This window comes from Meishania litoralis, from assembly GCF_042611095.1.
Lineage (GTDB): Bacteria > Bacteroidota > Bacteroidia > Flavobacteriales > Flavobacteriaceae > Meishania > Meishania litoralis.
On the sequence record NZ_JBHFPV010000005.1, the window covers coordinates 82,179 to 102,946 of the forward strand.

Annotated in this window: 22 protein-coding genes; 6 read left to right on the top strand and 16 right to left on the bottom strand. The window is 43.3% G+C overall.

Annotated features, from left to right (window positions below; genetic code table 11):
- The first annotated feature begins 187 nt into the window (after positions 1-187).
- Positions 188-1,378 (top strand): tRNA 2-thiouridine(34) synthase MnmA, encoded by a 1,191-nt coding sequence (gene mnmA / locus ACEZ3G_RS15525; RefSeq protein WP_432426434.1) that lies wholly within the window; start codon positions 188-190, stop codon positions 1,376-1,378.
- A gap of 82 nt (positions 1,379-1,460) precedes the next feature.
- Positions 1,461-2,402, top strand: a complete 942-nt coding sequence (locus ACEZ3G_RS15530; protein WP_432426435.1) for an NAD(P)H-dependent flavin oxidoreductase — start codon at positions 1,461-1,463, stop codon at positions 2,400-2,402.
- Between the two features lie 9 nt (positions 2,403-2,411).
- Here ACEZ3G_RS15530 and ACEZ3G_RS15535 read toward each other — a convergent pair whose 3' ends face one another.
- The 13 genes from ACEZ3G_RS15535 to ACEZ3G_RS15595 all read right to left on the bottom strand — a co-directional run bounded on the left by ACEZ3G_RS15535 (position 2,412) and on the right by ACEZ3G_RS15595 (position 15,559).
- On the bottom strand, positions 2,412-2,636 hold the full coding sequence (locus tag ACEZ3G_RS15535; RefSeq protein ID WP_432426436.1) for a putative signal transducing protein: 225 nt from the start codon (positions 2,634-2,636) through the stop codon (positions 2,412-2,414).
- Between the two features lie 9 nt (positions 2,637-2,645).
- Positions 2,646-4,844, bottom strand: a complete 2,199-nt coding sequence (locus ACEZ3G_RS15540; RefSeq protein ID WP_432426437.1) for a transferrin receptor-like dimerization domain-containing protein — start codon at positions 4,842-4,844, stop codon at positions 2,646-2,648.
- 76 nt (positions 4,845-4,920) lie between these two features.
- Positions 4,921-5,634 (bottom strand): helix-turn-helix transcriptional regulator, encoded by a 714-nt coding sequence (locus ACEZ3G_RS15545; RefSeq protein ID WP_432426438.1) that lies wholly within the window; start codon positions 5,632-5,634, stop codon positions 4,921-4,923.
- A 57-nt stretch (positions 5,635-5,691) separates the two neighbouring features.
- A complete protein-coding gene (locus ACEZ3G_RS15550; RefSeq protein WP_432426439.1) occupies positions 5,692-6,063 on the bottom strand; it encodes a VOC family protein in 372 nt (123 codons plus the stop codon).
- 78 nt (positions 6,064-6,141) lie between these two features.
- On the bottom strand, positions 6,142-6,438 hold the full coding sequence (locus tag ACEZ3G_RS15555) for a putative quinol monooxygenase (protein WP_432426440.1): 297 nt from the start codon (positions 6,436-6,438) through the stop codon (positions 6,142-6,144).
- Entirely contained in the window at positions 6,439-7,467 is a 1,029-nt protein-coding gene (locus tag ACEZ3G_RS15560; RefSeq protein ID WP_432426441.1) for a 3-keto-disaccharide hydrolase, read from the bottom strand.
- Positions 7,468-7,676: 209 nt separating this feature from the next.
- On the bottom strand, positions 7,677-9,365 hold the full coding sequence (gene ggt, locus ACEZ3G_RS15565; RefSeq protein WP_432426442.1) for a gamma-glutamyltransferase: 1,689 nt from the start codon (positions 9,363-9,365) through the stop codon (positions 7,677-7,679).
- Between the two features lie 82 nt (positions 9,366-9,447).
- Positions 9,448-10,776: a DUF58 domain-containing protein gene (locus ACEZ3G_RS15570; RefSeq protein WP_432426476.1), complete on the bottom strand. Its 1,329-nt coding sequence runs from the start codon at positions 10,774-10,776 to the stop codon at positions 9,448-9,450.
- 4 nt (positions 10,777-10,780) lie between these two features.
- Positions 10,781-11,779 carry an AAA family ATPase gene (locus tag ACEZ3G_RS15575; RefSeq protein WP_432426443.1) on the bottom strand — a complete coding sequence of 333 codons (999 nt, stop codon included), beginning with the start codon at positions 11,777-11,779 and terminating at the stop codon, positions 10,781-10,783.
- Positions 11,769-12,986 carry a DUF4350 domain-containing protein gene (locus tag ACEZ3G_RS15580; RefSeq protein ID WP_432426444.1) on the bottom strand — a complete coding sequence of 406 codons (1,218 nt, stop codon included), beginning with the start codon at positions 12,984-12,986 and terminating at the stop codon, positions 11,769-11,771. Before ACEZ3G_RS15580 ends, ACEZ3G_RS15575 begins: the two co-directional genes overlap by 11 nt.
- Positions 12,979-13,719 carry a DUF4129 domain-containing protein gene (locus ACEZ3G_RS15585; RefSeq protein ID WP_432426445.1) on the bottom strand — a complete coding sequence of 247 codons (741 nt, stop codon included), beginning with the start codon at positions 13,717-13,719 and terminating at the stop codon, positions 12,979-12,981. The genes ACEZ3G_RS15580 and ACEZ3G_RS15585 overlap by 8 nt, the downstream gene beginning before the upstream one ends.
- 2 nt (positions 13,720-13,721) lie before the next feature.
- Positions 13,722-14,603, bottom strand: coding sequence for a hypothetical protein (locus ACEZ3G_RS15590; RefSeq protein WP_432426446.1), 882 nt, complete (start codon positions 14,601-14,603; stop codon positions 13,722-13,724).
- Positions 14,600-15,559 (bottom strand): stage II sporulation protein M, encoded by a 960-nt coding sequence (locus ACEZ3G_RS15595; RefSeq protein WP_432426447.1) that lies wholly within the window; start codon positions 15,557-15,559, stop codon positions 14,600-14,602. The genes ACEZ3G_RS15590 and ACEZ3G_RS15595 overlap by 4 nt, the downstream gene beginning before the upstream one ends.
- A gap of 173 nt (positions 15,560-15,732) precedes the next feature.
- On the opposite strand from ACEZ3G_RS15595, the gene ACEZ3G_RS15600 reads away from it, so the two are divergent.
- A complete protein-coding gene (locus ACEZ3G_RS15600) occupies positions 15,733-16,449 on the top strand; it encodes an RDD family protein (protein ID WP_432426448.1) in 717 nt (238 codons plus the stop codon).
- A gap of 76 nt (positions 16,450-16,525) precedes the next feature.
- Complete coding sequence (locus ACEZ3G_RS15605) at positions 16,526-17,137, top strand: trimeric intracellular cation channel family protein (RefSeq protein ID WP_432426449.1); 612 nt, start codon at positions 16,526-16,528, stop codon at positions 17,135-17,137.
- Positions 17,138-17,352: 215 nt separating this feature from the next.
- Here ACEZ3G_RS15605 and ACEZ3G_RS15610 read toward each other — a convergent pair whose 3' ends face one another.
- A complete protein-coding gene (locus ACEZ3G_RS15610) occupies positions 17,353-18,069 on the bottom strand; it encodes a peptidylprolyl isomerase (RefSeq protein ID WP_432426450.1) in 717 nt (238 codons plus the stop codon).
- Here ACEZ3G_RS15610 and ACEZ3G_RS15615 point away from each other — a divergent pair.
- A complete protein-coding gene (locus ACEZ3G_RS15615; RefSeq protein ID WP_432426451.1) occupies positions 18,068-18,709 on the top strand; it encodes an NUDIX hydrolase in 642 nt (213 codons plus the stop codon). The two genes, ACEZ3G_RS15610 and ACEZ3G_RS15615, sit on opposite strands and share 2 nt — an antisense overlap.
- Positions 18,710-18,734: 25 nt before the next feature.
- Positions 18,735-19,550 carry a lysophospholipid acyltransferase family protein gene (locus ACEZ3G_RS15620; RefSeq protein WP_432426452.1) on the top strand — a complete coding sequence of 272 codons (816 nt, stop codon included), beginning with the start codon at positions 18,735-18,737 and terminating at the stop codon, positions 19,548-19,550.
- Here the strand turns inward: ACEZ3G_RS15620 and ACEZ3G_RS15625 are convergent.
- Complete coding sequence (locus ACEZ3G_RS15625; protein WP_432426453.1) at positions 19,547-20,200, bottom strand: hypothetical protein; 654 nt, start codon at positions 20,198-20,200, stop codon at positions 19,547-19,549. The two genes, ACEZ3G_RS15620 and ACEZ3G_RS15625, sit on opposite strands and share 4 nt — an antisense overlap.
- Positions 20,201-20,204: 4 nt before the next feature.
- Entirely contained in the window at positions 20,205-20,699 is a 495-nt protein-coding gene (locus ACEZ3G_RS15630; RefSeq protein WP_432426454.1) for an RNA polymerase sigma factor, read from the bottom strand.
- Positions 20,700-20,768 lie beyond the last annotated feature (69 nt).

The following is a 20,768-nucleotide window of genomic DNA, read 5'->3' on the forward strand; positions in this document are numbered from 1 at the left end:
AGTAGGTTTAGTTTGGTAAGATTTGGGACTTCAAAGATGCATTGTATTACCTTCAGAAAAAATTAATAGTTGTCAAGTTTCGTTTTTTGTATGCTAACCATCATGATTTTGATGTTTGCCTTTTCAAATCTAACCCACCCCATTAGAGGTCATCATTTTTCGTATTTTTGTCCTTGTTATCAAGCCTATGAAAAAAGTTGTAATCGGACTTTCAGGAGGAGTGGATTCAAGTGTTGCCGCCTATCTATTGAAGAATCAAGGATACGAGGTCATCGGCCTTTTTATGAAGAATTGGCATGATGATACCGTCACAATTTCTGAAGAATGTCCATGGCTTGAGGATAGTAATGATGCGCTCATTGTAGCCGAGAGACTGGGAATTCCGTTTCAGACCATCGATCTGAGCAAGGAGTATAAAGAGCGCATCGTAGACTATATGTTCAGAGAGTATGAAATGGGCCGAACCCCGAACCCCGATGTTTTGTGTAATCGGGAAATCAAGTTCGATGTCTTTCTCAAGATAGCCTTGCAACTGGGAGCCGACTTCGTAGCAACCGGGCATTACTGTCGCAAAGGAGTTTTGAAAAATAATGATGGTTCGGAAACCTATCGACTGTTGGCGGGTAAAGATAGTAATAAGGACCAGTCGTATTTTTTATGCCAACTATCACAGGAACAATTGGCAAAAACATTGTTCCCTATCGGCGAGTTGACCAAACCGGAGGTGCGTCAGATTGCCTATGATAATAACTTGGTCACCGCCGATAAAAAAGATTCCCAAGGCTTATGCTTTATTGGTAAAGTGCGCTTGCCCGAGTTTCTTCAACAAAAATTGAAACCAAGGAAAGGCGTTATTGTAGAAGTTCCTTCCAACGTTGCACAGTATAGTAGGTCAAAACCTTACTTTGATACGAAACTAGATGAACTTGCTTTCTTTTCGGAAAAACCGGTTTACAATGTTAACGATGGTAGGGTAGTCGGAGAACATCAAGGAGCCCATTACTTCACGAAAGGTCAACGAAAGGGACTTGACGTGGGTGGAACCAAAGAACCACTATTCGTCATAGAGACCGATGTTGAAAAGAACATCATCTATACCGGTCAAGGTAAATCACACCCAGGATTGTATCGCAAGACGCTTTTTGTTAAAGAGGAAGAAATTCATTGGGTGCGCCCTGATTTAAGATTAAAAATGGACGAAACCCTAAAAGTAGAAGCTCGCATTCGATACCGCCAGCCATTGGAGAAAGCGACCCTCTATAAAATCGATAGCGGACTTTATGTCGATTTTGACAACGAGCAGTCCGCCATTACTGAAGGGCAATTTGTAGCTTGGTACATTGGGCATGAATTATTGGGCTCAGGGGTAATTTCTTGATTTTTTATTGTGCTCGTGAGTAGTCTCTAGGGCAAATGAAATTTTTAAAGCGTCCTAGATTACACTTGAATAGATATTTTTTATGCAAAACAGGATAACCACATTATTTGGAGTAGAATACCCTATAGTTCAAGCCGGAATGATCTGGGCAAGTGGTTGGCGCTTGACCTCGGCGGTATCCAACGCCGGGGGGCTGGGTTTGATCGGTGCGGGATCCATGTATCCCGAGGTGCTTCGCGACCATATTCGAAAATGTCAACAGGCGACCGACAGACCGTTTGGAGTTAACGTACCCATGCTCTATCCGGATATCAATGAAATCATGAATGTCATTGTTGAAATGGGAGTCAAAATCGTTTTCACTTCTGCGGGAAATCCAAAGACCTGGACCTCTTTTCTGCAAGAAAATGGAATTACCGTTGTACATGTGGTCAGTAGCGTTAAGTTTGCACTAAAAGCGCAGGAAGCTGGCGTCGACGCAATTGTGGCGGAAGGTTTTGAGGCCGGGGGACACAATGGTAGGGATGAGACAACGACCATGGTATTGATTCCGGCGGTAAAGGAAAAAATAGAAATACCCTTGATCGCGGCGGGAGGAATAGGAACAGGACGTGCCATGTTGGCGGCTATGGTCTTGGGCGCCGATGGGGTACAGGTCGGTAGTCGGTTCGTGGCTAGTCATGAGGCATCGTCTCACGAACTTTTCAAACAGAAAGTTATCGAAGCCAGTGAAGGAGATACCCAATTGACCCTTAAAGAATTGGCCCCGGTCCGTTTGATCAAGAACAAGTTTTATCACGATGTACAGAATGCATATGCCAATGGGGCTTCCATACAACAATTGAAAGAACTACTTGGTAGGGCACGTGCCAAAAAGGGCATGTTCGAGGGCGACCTTGAGGAAGGTGAACTTGAAATCGGACAGGTATCTGCCTTGATCCATGACATTAAGCCTGCCGCTCAAATCGTGGAGGATTTGATACACGAATTTACTTTGGCAAAAGAGGGGATTCCAAAATTTTAACCTTTGAATTTATTCATCCGATAGTTTTTCAACTATTGGCACTGCTTTTTCTACCTCATCTTTATGCACAAAAATGTCGACCAGACCTGCAGAGGTGGTAGCAAACCCTGCCAAACGCCCTGATTCCGCTTCATCTTTTACAATGGCTTCAATACCCATGCCGTGCAGATGGCTAACAATCTGATGTGCTGTAAATGAGTTTCCGGTGAATATTTTTGTATAATTTGATTCCATATTAATGTATCAACGCATGGTATTTATTTTATCGAGATGTTTTTTAAACTCCCCTAACGTACCTGCGACCTTTGAAATTTGTTCCTGCGCCTCTTGCCAATTCTTCTGTTCTATAGCTTCGCGCACGCCCGGCAAGGTCTTGACGCCATAACCTGTATAAAATCCAGGGGCATAGATTTGGTGTTTGTACCACGAGCGTCTCGGCAGTCCGGTCTCGGAAGTCAGTTTGTGTTCGGCCATCATCAATTTTTTATTGAGGTCGTTTCGTTTTTGAACGGATAATTTTGAGATATCCGTTTTAGAAAACTCCGAGATACTTGAATTCAGTTCGGCCATGATATTTTGCAGAGCACTGAAATCCAAGTAGGGGACGGCATCTTTTTTTTCTGGTTTTTTAAAGGGCTTCGTAGGATCTGCCGCCAGTTCGAAAAGGTTTTTATCGACCATCGAATTGTGCTTTTCAACATCTGACCGCATTGATTCGGTGTTTTTCATGATTTCGTCCAAGTAACCCGAAACGGTTGAATGCCACTGTTCGAACTCAAAGGGCAAGACATCGGCATTGGCCAAACGTAACGTTATTCTTCCGGCCGTATTTGCCAAGGCCACCCCGTAGGCAAATCCGGGGTCTTTAAATCTTTTATAATGTGGATACGTATCGTAGATCGTGTGGTATTCGCCCCCGCTATTTTCACCTCCAAACCCCAAATTTAGTGCGGCGATACCGGCATGTTGTATAAATGGGGTATAATCGGATCCTGAGCCGAGCGCATAGAGTTCGAATTTGTCGTTGCCCCCTCTTACTTGGTCTAGCGCCATTCTTCTTTCTCGAATAGAAACGCTACGTTGGGGATCCGCAACGGCGTTTGCCACCTCACCGACCATTTTTTGAAGGGAATGTGACCCTCCTGCACCTAAGAATCCTCGGCCGTTGCCATCGGTATTGATATAGGCCACCAACTTTTGTTGTAATTCCGCTTTATGGTCTTCTACCCATTCTGTAGAACCTATAAGTCCGGGTTCTTCGGCATCCCATGCTGCATAAACCAAAGTCCTTTTTGGTTTTTGTCCTTTCTTGGCCAATTCGCCTATGGCCCGTGCTTCTTCCATCAACGCGACCATTCCGCTTACAGGGTCGTTCGCGCCATGGACCCATGCATCATGATGGTTGCCACGCATGATCCATTGATCAGGATAGTCGGTTCCCTTCATTATTGCGATAACATTATGGGCGGGCTTCAATTGCCAGTCAAATTCAAGTTTCAAATGTACTTTAGCCGGTCCGGGACCCACATGATAGGTTATGGGCAGCCCTCCCTTCCAAGAATTGGGAGCTACGGGACCCTCCAAAGCGGCCAATAATGGTTGGGCATCTTCATAGGAAATGGGGAGCACAGGTATCTTGGTAATCGTGGGTGCATCTTTGCGATCCAAACGTTGTGCATCTTCGGTCGCCGCATAACCGGGAGTCAAAACGTCTCCGGGGTACGTAGGCATATCCATTACCGAACCTCTTTGTACCCCAGTCTTGTTCTTAAAGGCACCTTTGGGATAAACATCTCCGCGAACATACCCATCATCTTGCGGGTCGGAATAGATAATGCAGCCTATCGCCCCTTTTTCCGCTGCCAGTTTTGGCTTGATGCCCCGCCATGAACCTTGATATTTGGCGATGACGATTTTTCCCTTGACGTCGATACCCAATTTTTCCAACTCTTCATAATCCTTTGGAATGCCATAGTTGACAAAGACCAATTCGGCCTCGACATCGCCATCGGTAGAGAAGGCATTATAGCTGGGCAATAGTGCATCGCCCTGTGCCGTGAACTCATCTCCCTCTACGGGAACAGCGGTCAGTTTGGCTTTGTATTCCGTAGGGCCGGTCATTTCCAAAACCCTGATTTTGGGATACGGGAACAATACATGATAGGTTTCAATCTTTGTTTCATACCCCCATGACTTGAACTGTTTTTCAATCCATTTTGCATTCTTTTCTCCATATTCGGTGCCGACCCAATGAGGTTCGGCAGACATCAACTGCATCCATTGGTCCAAATTATCCGCCGACAACTTGGCCTCAAAGGCTTTTTCAAGAGTCAACTGTTTTTTTGCATTTTCGGTAACAAAACCCGTTATCGCTTCTTGAGCGACCGTGAAGGTCATACTTAGTGAAAAGGTAAAAAGCGTTATAAAGAAATAGCGTATCATTATTATATCTTTTATGACTTTGGGAAGATAATGATTTTTCGCAATTCGTAACCGCTAAACCATTTTCTTGGGCAATTTAGATACTACCATTGTTCTCGCGTAAAGCTTCTTCATGTTCACGCTTGATATAATCTTGAATCGAAAACTTACGGTCTTCAAAATGGTCCGGAAGGATTTTAAAGTGCTGGATACGGTCGATACGAAAAGCGCGATAGTCGTTTCTTAAATAGCACCACGCGATTAAGATCCATTTGTTTTCGGTAGAGAAGATAAAATAAGGCTCAATTTTTCGGAAGGATATATTCGGGTCATCGGCCTTGCGGTAGTTGATTTCAACATAGTTGAAATTGGTTATCGCCAATTGTATTTCTGATAGGGCATTGCTCGAGATATTTTGCTTGCGCGTATCAAAAACGTACATCTTGTTGTTGAGCAATTCGCTTTTCTCCAAAACGGAAGAACGAAATACCGATTTGATCTTGGTCAACGCTTCGCCGAAATCTTTTACGAAAGACGAATCGTTCGATTGATTGACCAAATGTTCGGCGGTTATCAAGGCATTGGCCTGCTTTTCGGTAAATTGAACGGGAGCTACCGTATAACCATCCATCAAAGTGTAGCCGCGGCCCTCAAGGGTAATTACCGGTACTCCCGCCTCGATAAGCTTTTGCATGTCGCGATATACGGTGCGTACACTCACATCGAATCTATTGGAAAGCTCCGTGGCCGTCAAAACCCTACGGGATTTCAACAGTGTCAAAATCGATATGAGTCTTGCAAGCTGTGACATAGGATTAAAGGTAGCGAACCTTGTGGGAATCCGCTACCTTATCTTGGGCAATGATTTTTAGTTCCAGGAATGAAGGGCAATTTTGTTGCCCTCTGTATCAATAAATTGGGCTATAAACCCATTTTCGCCGATATCGGTCTTAGGCATTACCACTTTGCCGCCAGCGGCCTCTACACGAGACAAAGGTTCGCTTAGGTCATTGCCCCCGTTCAGATAAATGGTGACACCATTGGCGGAAGGTTCATAACCTTCCATTTCGACAAGACCCCCGCCGACGCTATTATTGTCTTCATCATAGGGAAACATGCCATATTTACCTTCGGGCATGTGCGCGTCTTTAATTTCAATACCTAAAACGGAATTGTAAAAGCCTTTTGCCTTTTCGTAGTTTTTTGCCGGAATCTCGAACCAGTTGATTGCATTTGACATCTTTTTGTAGTTTTAAAGGTTAAACATGCCACAAAGTTATGGGTCGAAATGTCAGATGATGTCAGGGGTTATTTTTATTTAGCTTATAGGACTAAGTTGATGGATGGTTACTTCAAGAATCATATTTTCGGTAGCTTTTCTATGTGCGGCGATATGGGCACTCTCATTATGGTCAAGCCAATGCTGTCTTGTTTTCCAGTTTTCATAAAAGAAAAATCGATCAGGGTTTTCAATGTCTTGGTGAAGGTCGTAGTTCATACAGCCAGGTTCGGCCAAGGTCGGCGGAATCAGGTTTAACAATGATTGCTTTACGGGTTCCCTTTTTCCCGGCTTGGCGACAATACTTGCCGTAATGGTCAGTTGTCGATCGTTCATTTAATTCAGGATCGGGGTCAATATAATATTACGGTAAGCTACATTGCCATGATCGCCCTGAAGATAGATCGGTCCTGGCGCAAAAACATCCGAACTGATGGCTCCTCCCGTGGGGCCTTCGACCGGCTGGTTGTCTATAATTTTCTTTCCATTAAAAATGACCGAGATATGGCGCTTGCATAGGGTGATATCTAAAGACTGCCATTCGCCCGCCGGTTTTTCTGCCGCCTCGCTTGGTGTGATTCTGCTGTAAACAGCGCCCATATTGTGCGGATCCAGGTCTTTGCCATAGGAATCTACAACCTGTATTTCATATAGCCCACGAAGATAAACGCCACTATTGTTTCCCTCGGGTACGTTTACTTCCAGTTTTAAGTTGAAATCTTCAAATTCTTGTTCGGTCCGTAAATTACCGTAACTCACATGATGGCCATCTTCTGGTTGTACAGGGTCATTGATCAATTGACCATCTTTAACTTTAAAACCATTTTTCTTTTCAGGGTTTATGATGCGCCATCCCGTCAAATCTTTTCCATTGAATAGTTGGATTTCCTTGCCATATTTAACCTCATTGAGATTTGGTGCGCTGCCGACCGGGGCCAAACGTTTGCCCATGATACTTTGCTTGTTCTCACCATTGCCATCCCAATTGGGAGCTACCATCGTACCCGTGATTTCATCACCCATACGGGTAATTCGGAGGGTATAGGTAATGGTATGCACACGATTATCGCCATTATCATTTTTCTTTTTCGTTACGTCTTGTGTTCGTGTGACGACAATGTTGTTCTCGTCCACCTCATAAATATGTGAAACGGGGAGTACGCTACCACCGATCCACAAAAGTTCGGCATCCAAAAAACCTTCTTCATTATGCACTTTGAGCCAACCGATGCCCCCTCCTTCAACATCAAATGTCCAGGTGCCCAAAAATCCGTTCTCCACTTCGAGCGGCTCTAGACAATCCGCTGATAAAGTGGTGCATATAGTGAATAAAATTGCCGAAAAGACAATGGATAGCTTTTTCATCTGTTCTTATTTTAATTGTTTTTTAATGGTCAGATGTAATGCCCTAAAAACATATCGGTTGTGTTGATAAATCCGTTAAAGGGCATTTCATGATTATAAATTAATTGGACCCGTTAGAAAATAGGTGTTAAAGACTGTAACAATTTAAGATTTTATTTCAAGAATATGAGGATGTCTTATAAGATAATGTTGCCCGTCATTTTATTTTTCTAGTAGCCTACTGCCCCACTATCGGGCTGTGATGAATCAGAGGCACCGGTAAGCAGTCTTTTTTCAGGATCAAAGGTAATACCCATGAGCGCACCCATATTGTTACGCGTGCCCAAGGTATGGCCCATGTTTTCAAGTATGCGCCTAGTATCTGGAGACATTAGGTCTTTCTCATAAATAATTTGATCCGGTAACCATTGGTGATGAATTTTCAAGGCTTCGATGGCCTTATCTATCCGCATATTAAATTCGAGTACATTCAAGACCGTTTGAAAAACCGTATTGATAATGGTACGTCCACCGGGACTTCCAATGACCAAAAAAGGTTTGCCGTTCTTGCCGACAATGGTGGGTGTCATACTCGATAGCATTCGCTTTTCAGGAGCAATTAGATTGGGCATTGTGCCAATCTGTCCGTTATTTTTGGTAATTCCCGGTTGTGGATTGAAGTCTCCCATCTCATTATTGAAAATAAATCCGAGTTGAGGGGAGCCCATTTGCGAGCCATAGCTGTATTCGAGCGTATAGGTGAGCGAAACGGCATTGCCGAATGCATCCATCGTCGATAAATGTGTGGTGCTTTCACCATCATAGATCTGCCCGAATTTTGTTGAATCGCTTACCGATGCGCGATGCATGTCAATTTCGTTAAAACGTTTTTGAGCAAAGCTTTTTGAAGTCAACTTTTTGATCGGGATATCCGGATTAAAATCGGGGTCGCCCAAATGTTCGGCCCGATCGGCAAAGGCCCGCCGCATGGCCTCGGCCACAAGATGCAAATGGGCGGCAGAATTGAATTCGATAGTCTTGAAATCGGCCAATTCCATCAGGTTCATCATTTCGACCAGCGCAACGCCCCCGGAACTTGGAGGTGGCATCGAATAAATGTCATAACCCTTATAACTTCCCTTTATCGGGCTGCGCTCGATGGCCTCGTATTTTCTCAGATCTTTTTTGGTAATGAGGCCCCCGTTCTCTTTCATCCATGAAGCAATATTTTTGGCCGTTTCCCCTTTGTAGAATCCGTCATGGCCATTATCCCGGATCAGACTTAAAGTTTTTGCCAAAGCAGGTTGTTTCCACCATTCTCCGGGTTCGGGTATTTTCTCGTTCTCGTTCAGAAAATAACCCTTCATAAATGGATTTCTGTTCTCTTCGGAAGTAAAATATTCCGCCGCCCCATAAAGTGACCAATTGAAAGGAAATCCGTTTTTTGCCTGTTCGACGGCCGGTTGTACCACTTCGGCCCAGGGAAGTTTGCCATATTTACGATGTGCCAAATAGAGGCCCGCAACGGTCCCGGGCACACCGATGGCCTTGGCCGACATGTGGTTACTATTATCAACGACATTTCCGGTTTCGTCCAAATACATATCGTTCGAGGCTTTCAAAGGTGCTTTTTCACGAAAATCGATGGTCGTGACCTTTCCGTTGTTGTCCATAAACACAATGAAACCGCCACCTCCGATATTTCCGGCCGCGGGGTGTGTGACCGCCAACGAAAAAGCCGTAGCTACCGCGGCGTCGATGGCATTGCCTCCTTTTTTTAAAATATCGACCCCGACCTGCGATGATGTTTTGTCGGAAGAGACCACCATACCGTTCTTGGCATAGGTTTGGCAATGGATTTGTAATGTTGCTGCAATGAACAGAAGAAGTGAAAGGAAAAGAAAATTTGATTTCTTCATTGTTGATGAGTGCTTGGCGTTTGACGGCCTTGAAGATAAGAATTAATATTAGACCGATTTTTGGGCCTAAACGCGAAATCGATTATAGCAAACCCCTTGCCTTGATTTCCAAATACTTGTTGATAGTATTGATGGTCAACTGCTCGGGTTTGGTCAAAATGGTCTGAATACCGTATTGTTGCAGCTCTCTTTGCATCAACTTTTTTTCCAGGGAAAATTTCTCGGCTATGGTCTTGTGGTATATCGTTTGCAGATTTTCGGCATCCGCGGAGATTAGCTCTTCCAACTCCGAATTTTCAAAGAAGATAACGACCAACACATGTTTTTTGGCAATGGCCAATAGAAATGGAAGCTGTCGCTTCAACGATGAGATATGCTCAAAATTCGTGTAGAGAAGCAGCAAGCTTCTATGGTTGATCTTACGTTTGATATGGGCATACAACAAGCCGAAATCGGAGTCGGTAAACTCCGTTGTTATATTATACAGTTTCTCTAGAATAGTATTCAAATGTGCCAATTTCTGTACCGCCGGCACGTGGGTCTCGATATTTTTTGAAAAACTGACCAGACCTGTTTTGTCATTGCGCTTCAGGGCGACGTTCGAGAAGGCCAGCGTAGAATTTATGGCGTAATCCAATAGTTTGAGTTCGTTGAAGGGCATTTTCATGACCCGCCCCGTATCGATGATCGAGTAGATGGGCTGGGCTTTCTCATCTTGAAATTGGTTGACCATCAATTGGTGCTGCTTGGCGGTCGCTTTCCAATTTACGGTTCGAATGTCATCGCCCTGTACATACTCCTTTATCTGTTCAAATTCTTGGGTGTGGCCGATGCGCCTGATTTTTTTGAGGCCGAAAAGGGTGAGTTTGTTGCTTATGGCCAAGAAGTCGTATTGTTGCATTTGTATGATACTCGGGTAAACGGGCACCATTTGATCTTTTTGAAAAACATAACGCCTTCGGACTATTTTTAATGGGGAGGATGCAAAAATGTTCAGGTTGCCAAAAACGTATTCGCCCCGGTCTACGGGGCGCACCGTATATTCAAAAAGTTTTTTTTCACCCTTTATCAGGTCGGTCTTGTATTCAAAATCCCTTTTTTGAAATTGCGCGGGCAGTTCGTCTATCAACGAAACATAAGCTTTGAAAGGATAGTTCGAAGTGAACTCGATCAAAATCGGATTGAGATCGCTGTTCGACAATTTCTGGGGAAGCTTTCGTCTTCCCGCGATACCCTTCATCGAATACATCAGATAGGTATCGAACAGGAAAAGACCGACCAAAAGCAGTGTCAAGACCCAAGCAATCGGATATAAAACCGGAAGCCAATACGAAATGATGAAACAGGCCGATAAGACCGCCAAGTACCGGAAAAAGGTATTATGTATGTAGAACGACCTGAGAAACTGCACTTGGTTATCTTGGTATTTCAACGGATTCGGTAATCATTTTGATCACGCTGTCGGTGGTCATACCCTCCATTTCGCGTTCGGGAGTCAGAATCACCCTGTGGTTGAGCACTGGGATCAATGCCCTTTTGACATCTTCAGGGATGACAAAGTCACGCCCATTGACGGCCGCGAAGGCCTTCGCCGAATTCAAGGTTGCAATAGAGGCACGGGGAGAACCGCCCAGATAGAGATGCGGATGGTTTCTGGTCTTGGTGATGATATCGGCGATATATTTGATCAGTTTTTCCTCGACGATAATATCTTGGATCTTTGTTCTGAAATCCGCCAATTGCGCAGGGTTCAGTACATCTTTGATAAGTGACTGCGGTTCAGAGCCTTTTCGCTCATGATGGGTCTGTATAATACGTATTTCTTCATCCGTGGTCGGATAATCGATCTTTATTTTGAAGATAAACCGATCTAATTGTGCTTCGGGCAATGCATAGGTGCCTTCTTGCTCGATGGGGTTTTGCGTGGCGAGCACCATAAAGGGCGTATCCATTTTATAGGTCGTGCCGTCCATGGTAACTTGCCGTTCTTCCATAGTCTCGAACATGGCCGCCTGCGTCTTGGCAGGGGCGCGATTGATCTCGTCGATCAAGATGATGTTCGAAAAGATTGGACCTTTTTTGAATTCGAATTCAGATGTTTTCACATTGAAAACCGAGGTGCCCAAAATATCGCTCGGCATCAGGTCGGGCGTGAACTGAATGCGGCTGAAATCCGTTTTCAGGGTTTTGGCGAAAAGTTTGGCGGTTATCGTCTTGGCAATGCCCGGTACGCCTTCGATCAACACATGGCCGTCGACCAAAAGCGAGACGATCAACAATTCGATGAAATTCTCTTGGCCAACGATGACTTTGGCAAGTTCGGCCTTGATGGCGGCAACGGCTTTTCTAAGCTCTTCCAACGGAATACGATTGTCAAAGTTCAGGTCGTCATTCGGTGTTTCATTATTTTCCATAAGCTTTTTGTTTAAAGTTTTCGATCAGTGTATTTAGTTTAAGCAGTTCGCTGTCAGCCAAAGAGTCACTTTTTTTAATACGCTCCATTAGCTTGAAGAGTGCCTTGACATCATCGACGGTCTGATTGCTACGCGAAGCCAGATTGCGATAAAATTCGTCATTGGGTTCTTCGGTGCCCATATATAAATGCGAACGTATATATTCCATAAAATAGGCGATCTTATGTTCAGAGATCGCTTGGGCCTCTCCCTTTTCAAAATACATATCGGCGATCGTTCGGGTAAAGGCCAGCGTTTGGTTTTTTAAGGGAAGCACTACAGGTATCGCCCTTTGTTTTCGTTTTCCCTCGAAAACCACGTAAAGCAAAGCTCCGATCAACGCGATGTAATAGGCCCATTTGAATTCTTTTGTGTTCAGAAAAATGTGCATTGGCGAGGTGTAGCGCGCTTTGCCCGATTTGTAGTAGTTGTCGATATAAATGGTCCGCGAGCCATCAAGATATGATAACAGGCCCGCGGTATAATCTTTATTGCTTTCTTGAAGGATAAAATAATTGGTAAACGCTTTTGGGAATGTCGAAAGATAAATTTCACCCTTTCCGAAAGGTTGCTTGACAACGTTAAAGTTCTTTTCCTGTGCCGAGCCATCCTCATTGAAAAAATCCACCGTACCGATAACAGTGGTTTTCAAAGTGTCTATTTTGTTCAAGAAGGTAGCATAACTATCTTTTTCGAACGAATATCCTTCTTCCGTTTTTAATTTGGGATGTACCAAACGATGAAATTGTTTTTGCCCTTCCCCGAAACCGGAATACAAATTTGATATCTCAAGGTTCAAAGTGTCCAAAAAAACTTCCTCGAACTGCCGGGAAGCTATGAACAGGGTATTTCCCTTGGAAGTCCAATCCAGCAGGGAATTCAATTCACTCTCACCGAAATCAATATTCTCATTGGCGAAAAAATAGGTTCCTTCGGTTTCTTGTCCTTCATTCAAAAATTCAAAAGGCGGCACCGTGACCTGTCGTATCTTCTCTCCGAACGTTTTGTTCACAATGTCGTTGAACACATAGGTGCCATAGGGTATCTTGTGTTGCGCCACGTATGACGGAAACCAATTGATTTCCTTATCGCTATTGTATTGCAGGAGCATCAAAAGGGCCAATGTGAATATGGCGATGACGATATATACCCTTCCTTTTTTAACCATTTTTCAAGGTTTTTTGAAGGGATTCGAAATCTTTTTCCGCAATTCTGTAGTTGGCCTCGTCAATATTGAAATTACCGTACCATATATAATCGTACCATCGGGTAATCACACCGAAAGGTTGTTTCAAGGTCTGATCGTCTATTTCGTTCAGATAATCAAAATTGGTTTTTTGAAGCTCCCAAGCAATGACTTCGTTGTCGGTCATCAGTTGTAGGATATAAAGGTAATAATATCGTATGGCCATGCGATAGTCCTTATCCAGCAACGCCTTTTGGATCAATTGTTGAATGTCTTCGTTCTTGATGATATGTTCTTCTTCCGACAATGCTACCAGCGCCTCGTTCTTTTTGGCCTGTTTTAGGGTGCTGGCATTGACGTTCAAGAAAAATTTTATCAGTATAAAAAGCAATAGCGCTAAAAGCACATAGGGCAGTATACGGAAGAAGACCTGTAAAAATCCCGCGGCCTTTTCCACCCCGAAAAGCCATTCAAAGAACCGGGATATCAGGTTGTAGAACCAGGTCTTGAAATCGTCCCACCACGTTCGATCTCTTTTGATGGTTTCATAATCAAAATCAGGATTGTTTCGATAGGCTTGCAGATCATCTTCCTGTATCTCTCTAACCGTTAATCGGCCGTTATCATATTTGACCGTAACCGTAGAATCTTGTTGGGCGACCGTAACGCTAACCAACAAGACCAAAGAAAGAAAAAGAAGAAAATGTTTGCGCATGCCTAGTAGTCCCTATTTTCCCCCAAACTTTCGATACGTTCGTAGGTGCCCGTAAAATTCTTTCTTTCGTTCAAATTGAAATAAATAAAGACCCCGGCCACGATCGAAATGATGTTGAGCAAGAATTGTGCAACGGTACCGACGATGTTCAATAAAATATAAATGGGATCTTTGAAGACATCCATAATACCCTCGGCATCGACCTCGCCCGAAAACATGCCCATCTTTAACCAATTATAGATCATTGTGGGCAGCGCAAATGCATAGCTTGCGATCATTACGATTATGGCGGTTACCAATAGTGTGGCAAAAGTGATCCACCAGTGGTCTTTGACCAACGTAAAACTATAACTAAAGGCATCGGTGACCGAAAGTCTGTTATAGACCATTATGGCAAAGGCCAACGATAACGGCACCCAGAGGTATATGCCTGGGATAAAGCAGAACATCAGACCTGCCGCTACGCATACGACAACCAAAAATCCCATTCCGATAAACTTCCAAAAAGTGGCGTACACATCAGACTTGATCGTATTAAAGTCTATTTTTCCCTTGCCGCTGGCATACGATTTAATATAGTGCAATACGGTCGACTGGGCCATTGTGTAGACTGCAATTATGGAAATCACATAGAGTCCGCCGATCAACAATATCAAAAGTACGTTGGGTACGGCATCGTTATTGAACATCAAAAGACTGAAGCTATTGCCGATATAGTACATATACATGGCCAGTGCGATGACCATAATCATGATATAAGGCCCGACTATCTTAAAGAATGTGGCCATGAATGGTTTGAACTCGGTGCGGAGAAAAGCGAAGGTGTCAGAAAGCACTTCCCCGAGTTCACGCTGCTTTTTGAATTCGATGTATTGATCGGTCATAAGTTCGGTTTTTTATTCAGTTTTATGGGATAAAGTATGTAGTAATATACTATGGCTGCCAGCGAAACGGCTATTATCAAAATGGCCAACCCGTCGGGCATTTCGGTATGGCGGGTCACGAAACCTTCCAAAAATCCGGCAATGATGAAAAAGGGAACGGTACTGATCATTATTTTCAAACCGTTCTTGACACCTCTCTTGAATGATTCCAGACGCGAATAGGTGCCGGGAAACAATAAGCCGTTTGCCAGAACCAATCCGGCGCAGCCCGCTATGATGATTACCGAAATCTCTATGGTACCATGGATCCAAATGGTTCGCACCGATTCCCACAGCAATCCTTTTTCATAGAAGAAATATTGAAAGCTACCGAGCATGATGCCATTTTGCAACATGATCATCAACGTGCCGATTCCTAGAAAAATACCGTAGGCAAAGGCCATCAATGCCACACGTATATTGTTAATGGTGATGCCCAAGAACATATTGAATTCGCCCATTTGCTTATAAACGGCCATGGGGTCGCCCTTTTCAATGTTTTCCAGGGTCATGTTAACATACCCGTCGCCAAGTATCGCGCGGACAAAATCGGCATCGTCGGCCGCGGAAAAAGCGCCTACGATAGTAAAAAAAACGAAGACCAAAAAGGCGATGAGCAATTCGCGATGATGGTGATAGAAAAGTGTCGGGAATTCGGTTTTCCAAAACTCGAGGATCCGGTTCTTCGGCTCACGCTTGGTCTTATAAATTTTCTGGTGGGCCTGAGCGGCCAGACCGTTTAGGTAAAACTCGGTATTGCTACCTTGGTAAAAGGTTTTGGCGTAGCTGAGGTGATCGGTGATTTCTATATAGAGGTCGGACAATACATCGGGCGATAACTTCGTTTTGTTTGACAGTGCGCTTTCAAAAGTGGCCCATTTGTCCTTATTTTGTTTTACAAAGGCAGCTTCGCGCATGAATTGTTATGGTTAGAGAAATTGACCGGATTTAAAAAACGACTTCGAGTATAAAATGGGATTGGCCCGATTTTGTTCCAAATAGCTATCGAAATTAACGAAACTAAGTGCGAAAAAGTATACAATACATACGTTCAAAGCCGGAATAATACCTTCTTCAAAGGAAGTAAAATATGGAACAATTTCAAATAGAGACTGCCCAAAACATTACGATCCACCAGAACACGGCACACCTTGGCGACCGAATGTTGGCCTATATCATCGATAGTTTCATCATTTTGGTCTACACCATTTTGATGATATGGTTATTGCTTGCGCTTGACATCGATTTTTCAGACATGTGGGCACTTTATCTTGTTTTAGGCCTTCCGGCTTTTTTGTACTATTTGCTGCTCGAGACCTTTATGGATGGCAAAACTGTTGGTAAGAGCCTCATGCACATTCGGGTGGTGAAAATCGATGGATCCAAACCTAATTTTTCAAATTATTTCGTGCGATGGATACTGCGGATAATCGATGTTTCGCTGACTTCAGGTGGGGTAGCGGTCTTGACCATATTGATCCGAGGAAAAGGGCAAAGGGTGGGCGATATCGCCGCGAGCACTACCGTGATCAGTGAAAAGAAGAGGGTTACCTTGAAAGATACCCTCTTGAGGGAATTACCCGAAGATTATACGCCAAGGTTTCCTCAGGTGACGGTTTTCAAGGATCGTGAAATGCAGACGATCAAAGAACTTTTCGATTCGGCCAGGCGAAATGGCAATCATAACGTCATACTTTCGCTAAGCGATAGGATAAAAAAAGTGGCCGATATATCTTCCGATCTAAAACCGTTGGAGTTCGTAGACATCATAATTAAGGATTATAACTACTATACCCAACGACTCTGAAAAGTGTTACGAACCCAAAAGAATACTCCGAAAAAAAGTATATTTTTCAACATTCAACGCCTAATTCCCGATCTTTATGTTCTATTTGACCGTTGACATACTCGGAACCATTTCCTTCGCCATTTCAGGGGTCTTGGTCGCCATGGATAAAAAACTTGACGTGTTCGGAGTATTCATTATTGCTTTTGTCACGGCGGTTGGCGGGGGCACCTTGCGCGATATCCTTATCGGAAATACCCCTGTGGGTTGGATGCAAGACCCCATCTACGTTTTTGTAATCTTTGGTGCCGTTATCTTTGGGATTTTGTTTCGCAAAAGGCTCAAATATTTCAGAAAATCCTTATTTCTGTTCGATACTATCGGCATCGGACTTTATACCATGGTCGGTGTTGAAAAAGGACTCTCGGCGGGATTACTTCCAATAATGTGCATTGCCCTAGGGACGATGACGGCGAGCTTTGGAGGTGTTATCAGGGACATATTGTGCAACGAAATACCTGTTATCTTCCGAAAAGAAATCTATGCGACCGCCTGTATCTTGGGTGGAGCCAGCTATTTTTTACTTAGAAAGCTTCCGATTGAAGACATTTATGCCTATATCGGGGCCATTCTGATCGTAATAGGCATTCGGCTGTTCGCCGTAGTTTTTAAGGTATCCTTACCGAATATCTATAAAGTGGAGCAGTAGCTTTGGTCATAAAACTAATCAACACGAATTCGATATAACTTCCCAATAGTATATATTGATTTTAAGTTGTTTACAGACCCATGACCGGTCGAGCGCAGTCGAGACCTCATTCAAAATTTCGGGTTTTATCTACCTCTCTACTGCGCTCGAGGGCACATAAGTCGGTTTATGGGGCTTTGACCATTAAAAATGCTCGATATTAAATCGAACTTATGTTAATCAAGTACCTCGGCCTTTTTTATGTAGACATTTTGAAAAGGCCAATCGCCTTTTCCGACACGTACATTGTTGATTTTGTCCACGATGTCCATACCCTCTACAACTTTTCCGAAAGGCGTGTAATCACCATCCAGATGATAGGATCCCGGTTTGGTAACGACGATAAAAAATTCATAGGGCGAGGCCAACATATGTGGGTTATTGATTTCACTGCTGGGCATCGATAGCGTACCGCGATGGTGTTTATAGCCTTTTCTGGTATCGGGCGGTAACAGGTAGCGACCGATTTCACGACGTTTGTCGGCAATGAACCTATCATCTGAATTTCCGCCTTGAATGATAAAATTCTTGACGACCCGATGAAATTGCGAATCGTCGAAATAGCCCTTTTTGGCCAAGTAGATGAAATTTGCCTTGTGGTAGGGTACATTGTCGTATAGTTGAACGGTAAAATTTCCCAAACTGGTCGTCAACCTTACCCTTACGTTGTTCGGGAGGTCTTTTTGATAATCGAAGAAAAAATCAATGGCATTTTCTTCATCAAGTCTAAAAGCCTCCTTGGGATCCTCTCTAGGTTTTTTTTTCTCGATAATCGAATCTGTTTTTTGGGTTGTAGGTACTTTTGCATTCGATTTTTTATGGGCCTCTTCTTTACAGGCGGCCAAAATAAATAGTGGTAATATTGTAAGTATAGTGATTCTTTTGAAGTACATGGATTTCGATTTATTTTCCCAAAGAATACCAAAAATAAAAGATCTACCCTTACCGGGTGAAATGGCCCATTTCAAAATGGCACCGGAAATACGGGTGAAATTGATGCAAGAAAGCCAGGTGAAGGGTAAAAATCCGAAAAAGGCAGGTGTTATGGCCCTATTTTATCCGGATTTTAAGAACGGAACGAAATTGTTGCTCATTCTAAGGAAAACCTATAAAGGCGTTCATTCGAATCAAATCGCCTTTCCCGGCGGCAAAGTAGAAGATGGCGATATCGATTTGGCACAAACCGCGCTTCGTGAGACTCATGAAGAAGTGGGAGTGCCACCTGAAAAAATCATGATTTTAAAATCATTGAGCACAGTATACATTCCCCCTTCCAATTATGAGGTTCAACCTTTTCTCGGTATATTGGACCGACCCTTGTCTTTTGTACCCCAAGAGTCTGAAGTGGAGTCATTGATCGAGGTTTCTTTGATGGATTTTTTGGACGATGGATTGATCTTCAACCAAAAACTGAGCACTTCTTACGCAACGAATATTGAGGTACCTACCTTTAAACTAAACGGTTACACCGTTTGGGGGGCCACGGCGATGATGCTCAGTGAGATCAAGGAACTTTTGAAACAAGTATTATGATCGGTAATTTGTACTTTAGCACCCTATGGCATTGTTTAAGGAAAATCCGTTCGGACATATTTTATTCCTCAAGAAATGGCTCATCCGTATCATGGGGCTGATTACCCATCAACGGTATAATGGCTTTAACTCTTTAGAAATCGAGGGATCTGATATTTTAAGGAACATACCCGATAGAAACGTACTATTTGTGAGCAACCACCAGACTTATTTTGCCGATGTGGTGGCAATGTTCCATGTGTTCAATGCAAGCCTTAGCGGTCGCGATGACTCGATCAAGAACGTTGGCTACCTGTGGAAACCAAAATTGAACGTTTACTATGTGGCCGCTGCCGAGACGATGAAGAAAAATTTTCTAACCAAGGTTTTCGCCTATGCGGGGGCGATCTCGGTCGAACGAACATGGCGGGCCGACGGAAAAGAGGTCAATCGTCAAGTAAAGATGAGCGATATTTCGAATATCGGGCGGGCCTTGAACGATGGGTGGGTCATTACTTTTCCGCAGGGCACGACCACACCTTGGAAGCCTTTAAGAAAAGGTACGGCCCATATAATAAAAAAATACAAACCTGTCGTGGTACCGGTGGTAATTGACGGTTTTCGACGTTCGTTCGACAAAAAGGGACTGCGTATCAAGAAAAAAGGTATTCTTCAGTCGATGGTAATAAAAGAACCCTTGAACATCGATTATGAAAACGAGTCGAACGAATCGATTATCGAAAAACTTGAATACGCCATTGAACAGCATCCTTCATTTCTTAAGGTAATTTCAGAAGAAGAACTTTTGGCGTATGAGCAAGAGAACGAACTCAGAAGATATCGCAATCGAAAGAAGGTCTAGACTTCTATTTGCTCGAGTTCGTTATAATTTTTCTTAAGTTTTCGCAAAAGTCTACCATAAAGCAAAAAGTAAATTCCGCCGATGAAGGCCGTGAAACAAAACCCTAGTATCAAAACGCTCCAGATAAATGATCTTTTCAACCTTTCTGGGGAGACATTTTGAGGAACTTCGGTATGCATAGAATCGAACAAAACACTAAGGTCTTCACTAATATATATGGCAAATGCAGCCGATACAAAGGCAAAAAACAGTAACGATAGGGAGAAAATTATATAATATTTGACCGAAGCCCTGGTCTTTATAATCTTCCGCATCAACTTTTTGGCATCTTCCAATACGGATATTTCCTTATATCTCTTATAAAACTGGGCGATAAAATAGAAAACGATAACATATTGAACAACCGTCAACCCGATAATATAGTTGCTCATTCCAAGACTTTCATAGATGGCCCAACTCGTTTTTGCCGAAGGCAGCAAATAGAGAAGGTGGGGGAGTAGAAATTCTAATATGCTAATGATCAATATCCATTTAACGATAGAGGAAGATTTCTTCCAGATCATTTTATGAATTTCCGCGTGCGACAACTTTGGAAGATATGCTTCCTTTTTCTGCCAATCTTTTTTCAGTAACTCCAGTTCGTCCATCATAACCCTACGGATTCAATATGGTTCTTAATTTATTTTTGATACGGTTCATCTTGACCCTTGCATTGACTTCGGTAATACCCAAGGTTTCCGATATTTCAGAATAGTCCTTATCCTCCAAATAAAGAAAAACAAGAGCTTTGTCGATATCGCCCAATTGCTTTATGGCATTGTACATCAGTTTTAGCTGTTGTTCTTCGGCTTCATCATATTCGTCGGCCTTGATTTTGAATATCACCGATTCATAGTCTTGCGTCTGAACCCTTTTCTTTGATTTTCGATACATGGTAATGGCCGTATTCAAGGCCACACGGTACATCCAGGTGCTAAACTTCGAATCGCCCCGAAACTTGGGGTACGCCTTCCACAGTTGTATCGTAATCTCTTGAAACAGATCGTTGTGCGAGTCACGGTCGTTCGTATAGAGCGTACAGACCTTATGAACAATATTCTGATTGTTCTCAAGCTCGGTAACAAATCTGTTTTCGAGTTCTTTGTTCAAATTGTGATCGGTAGGTTGTTGTTACAGGTTAGTAGCGTTTTCTTTCTATTTGTTACGCAAAGAACCTAT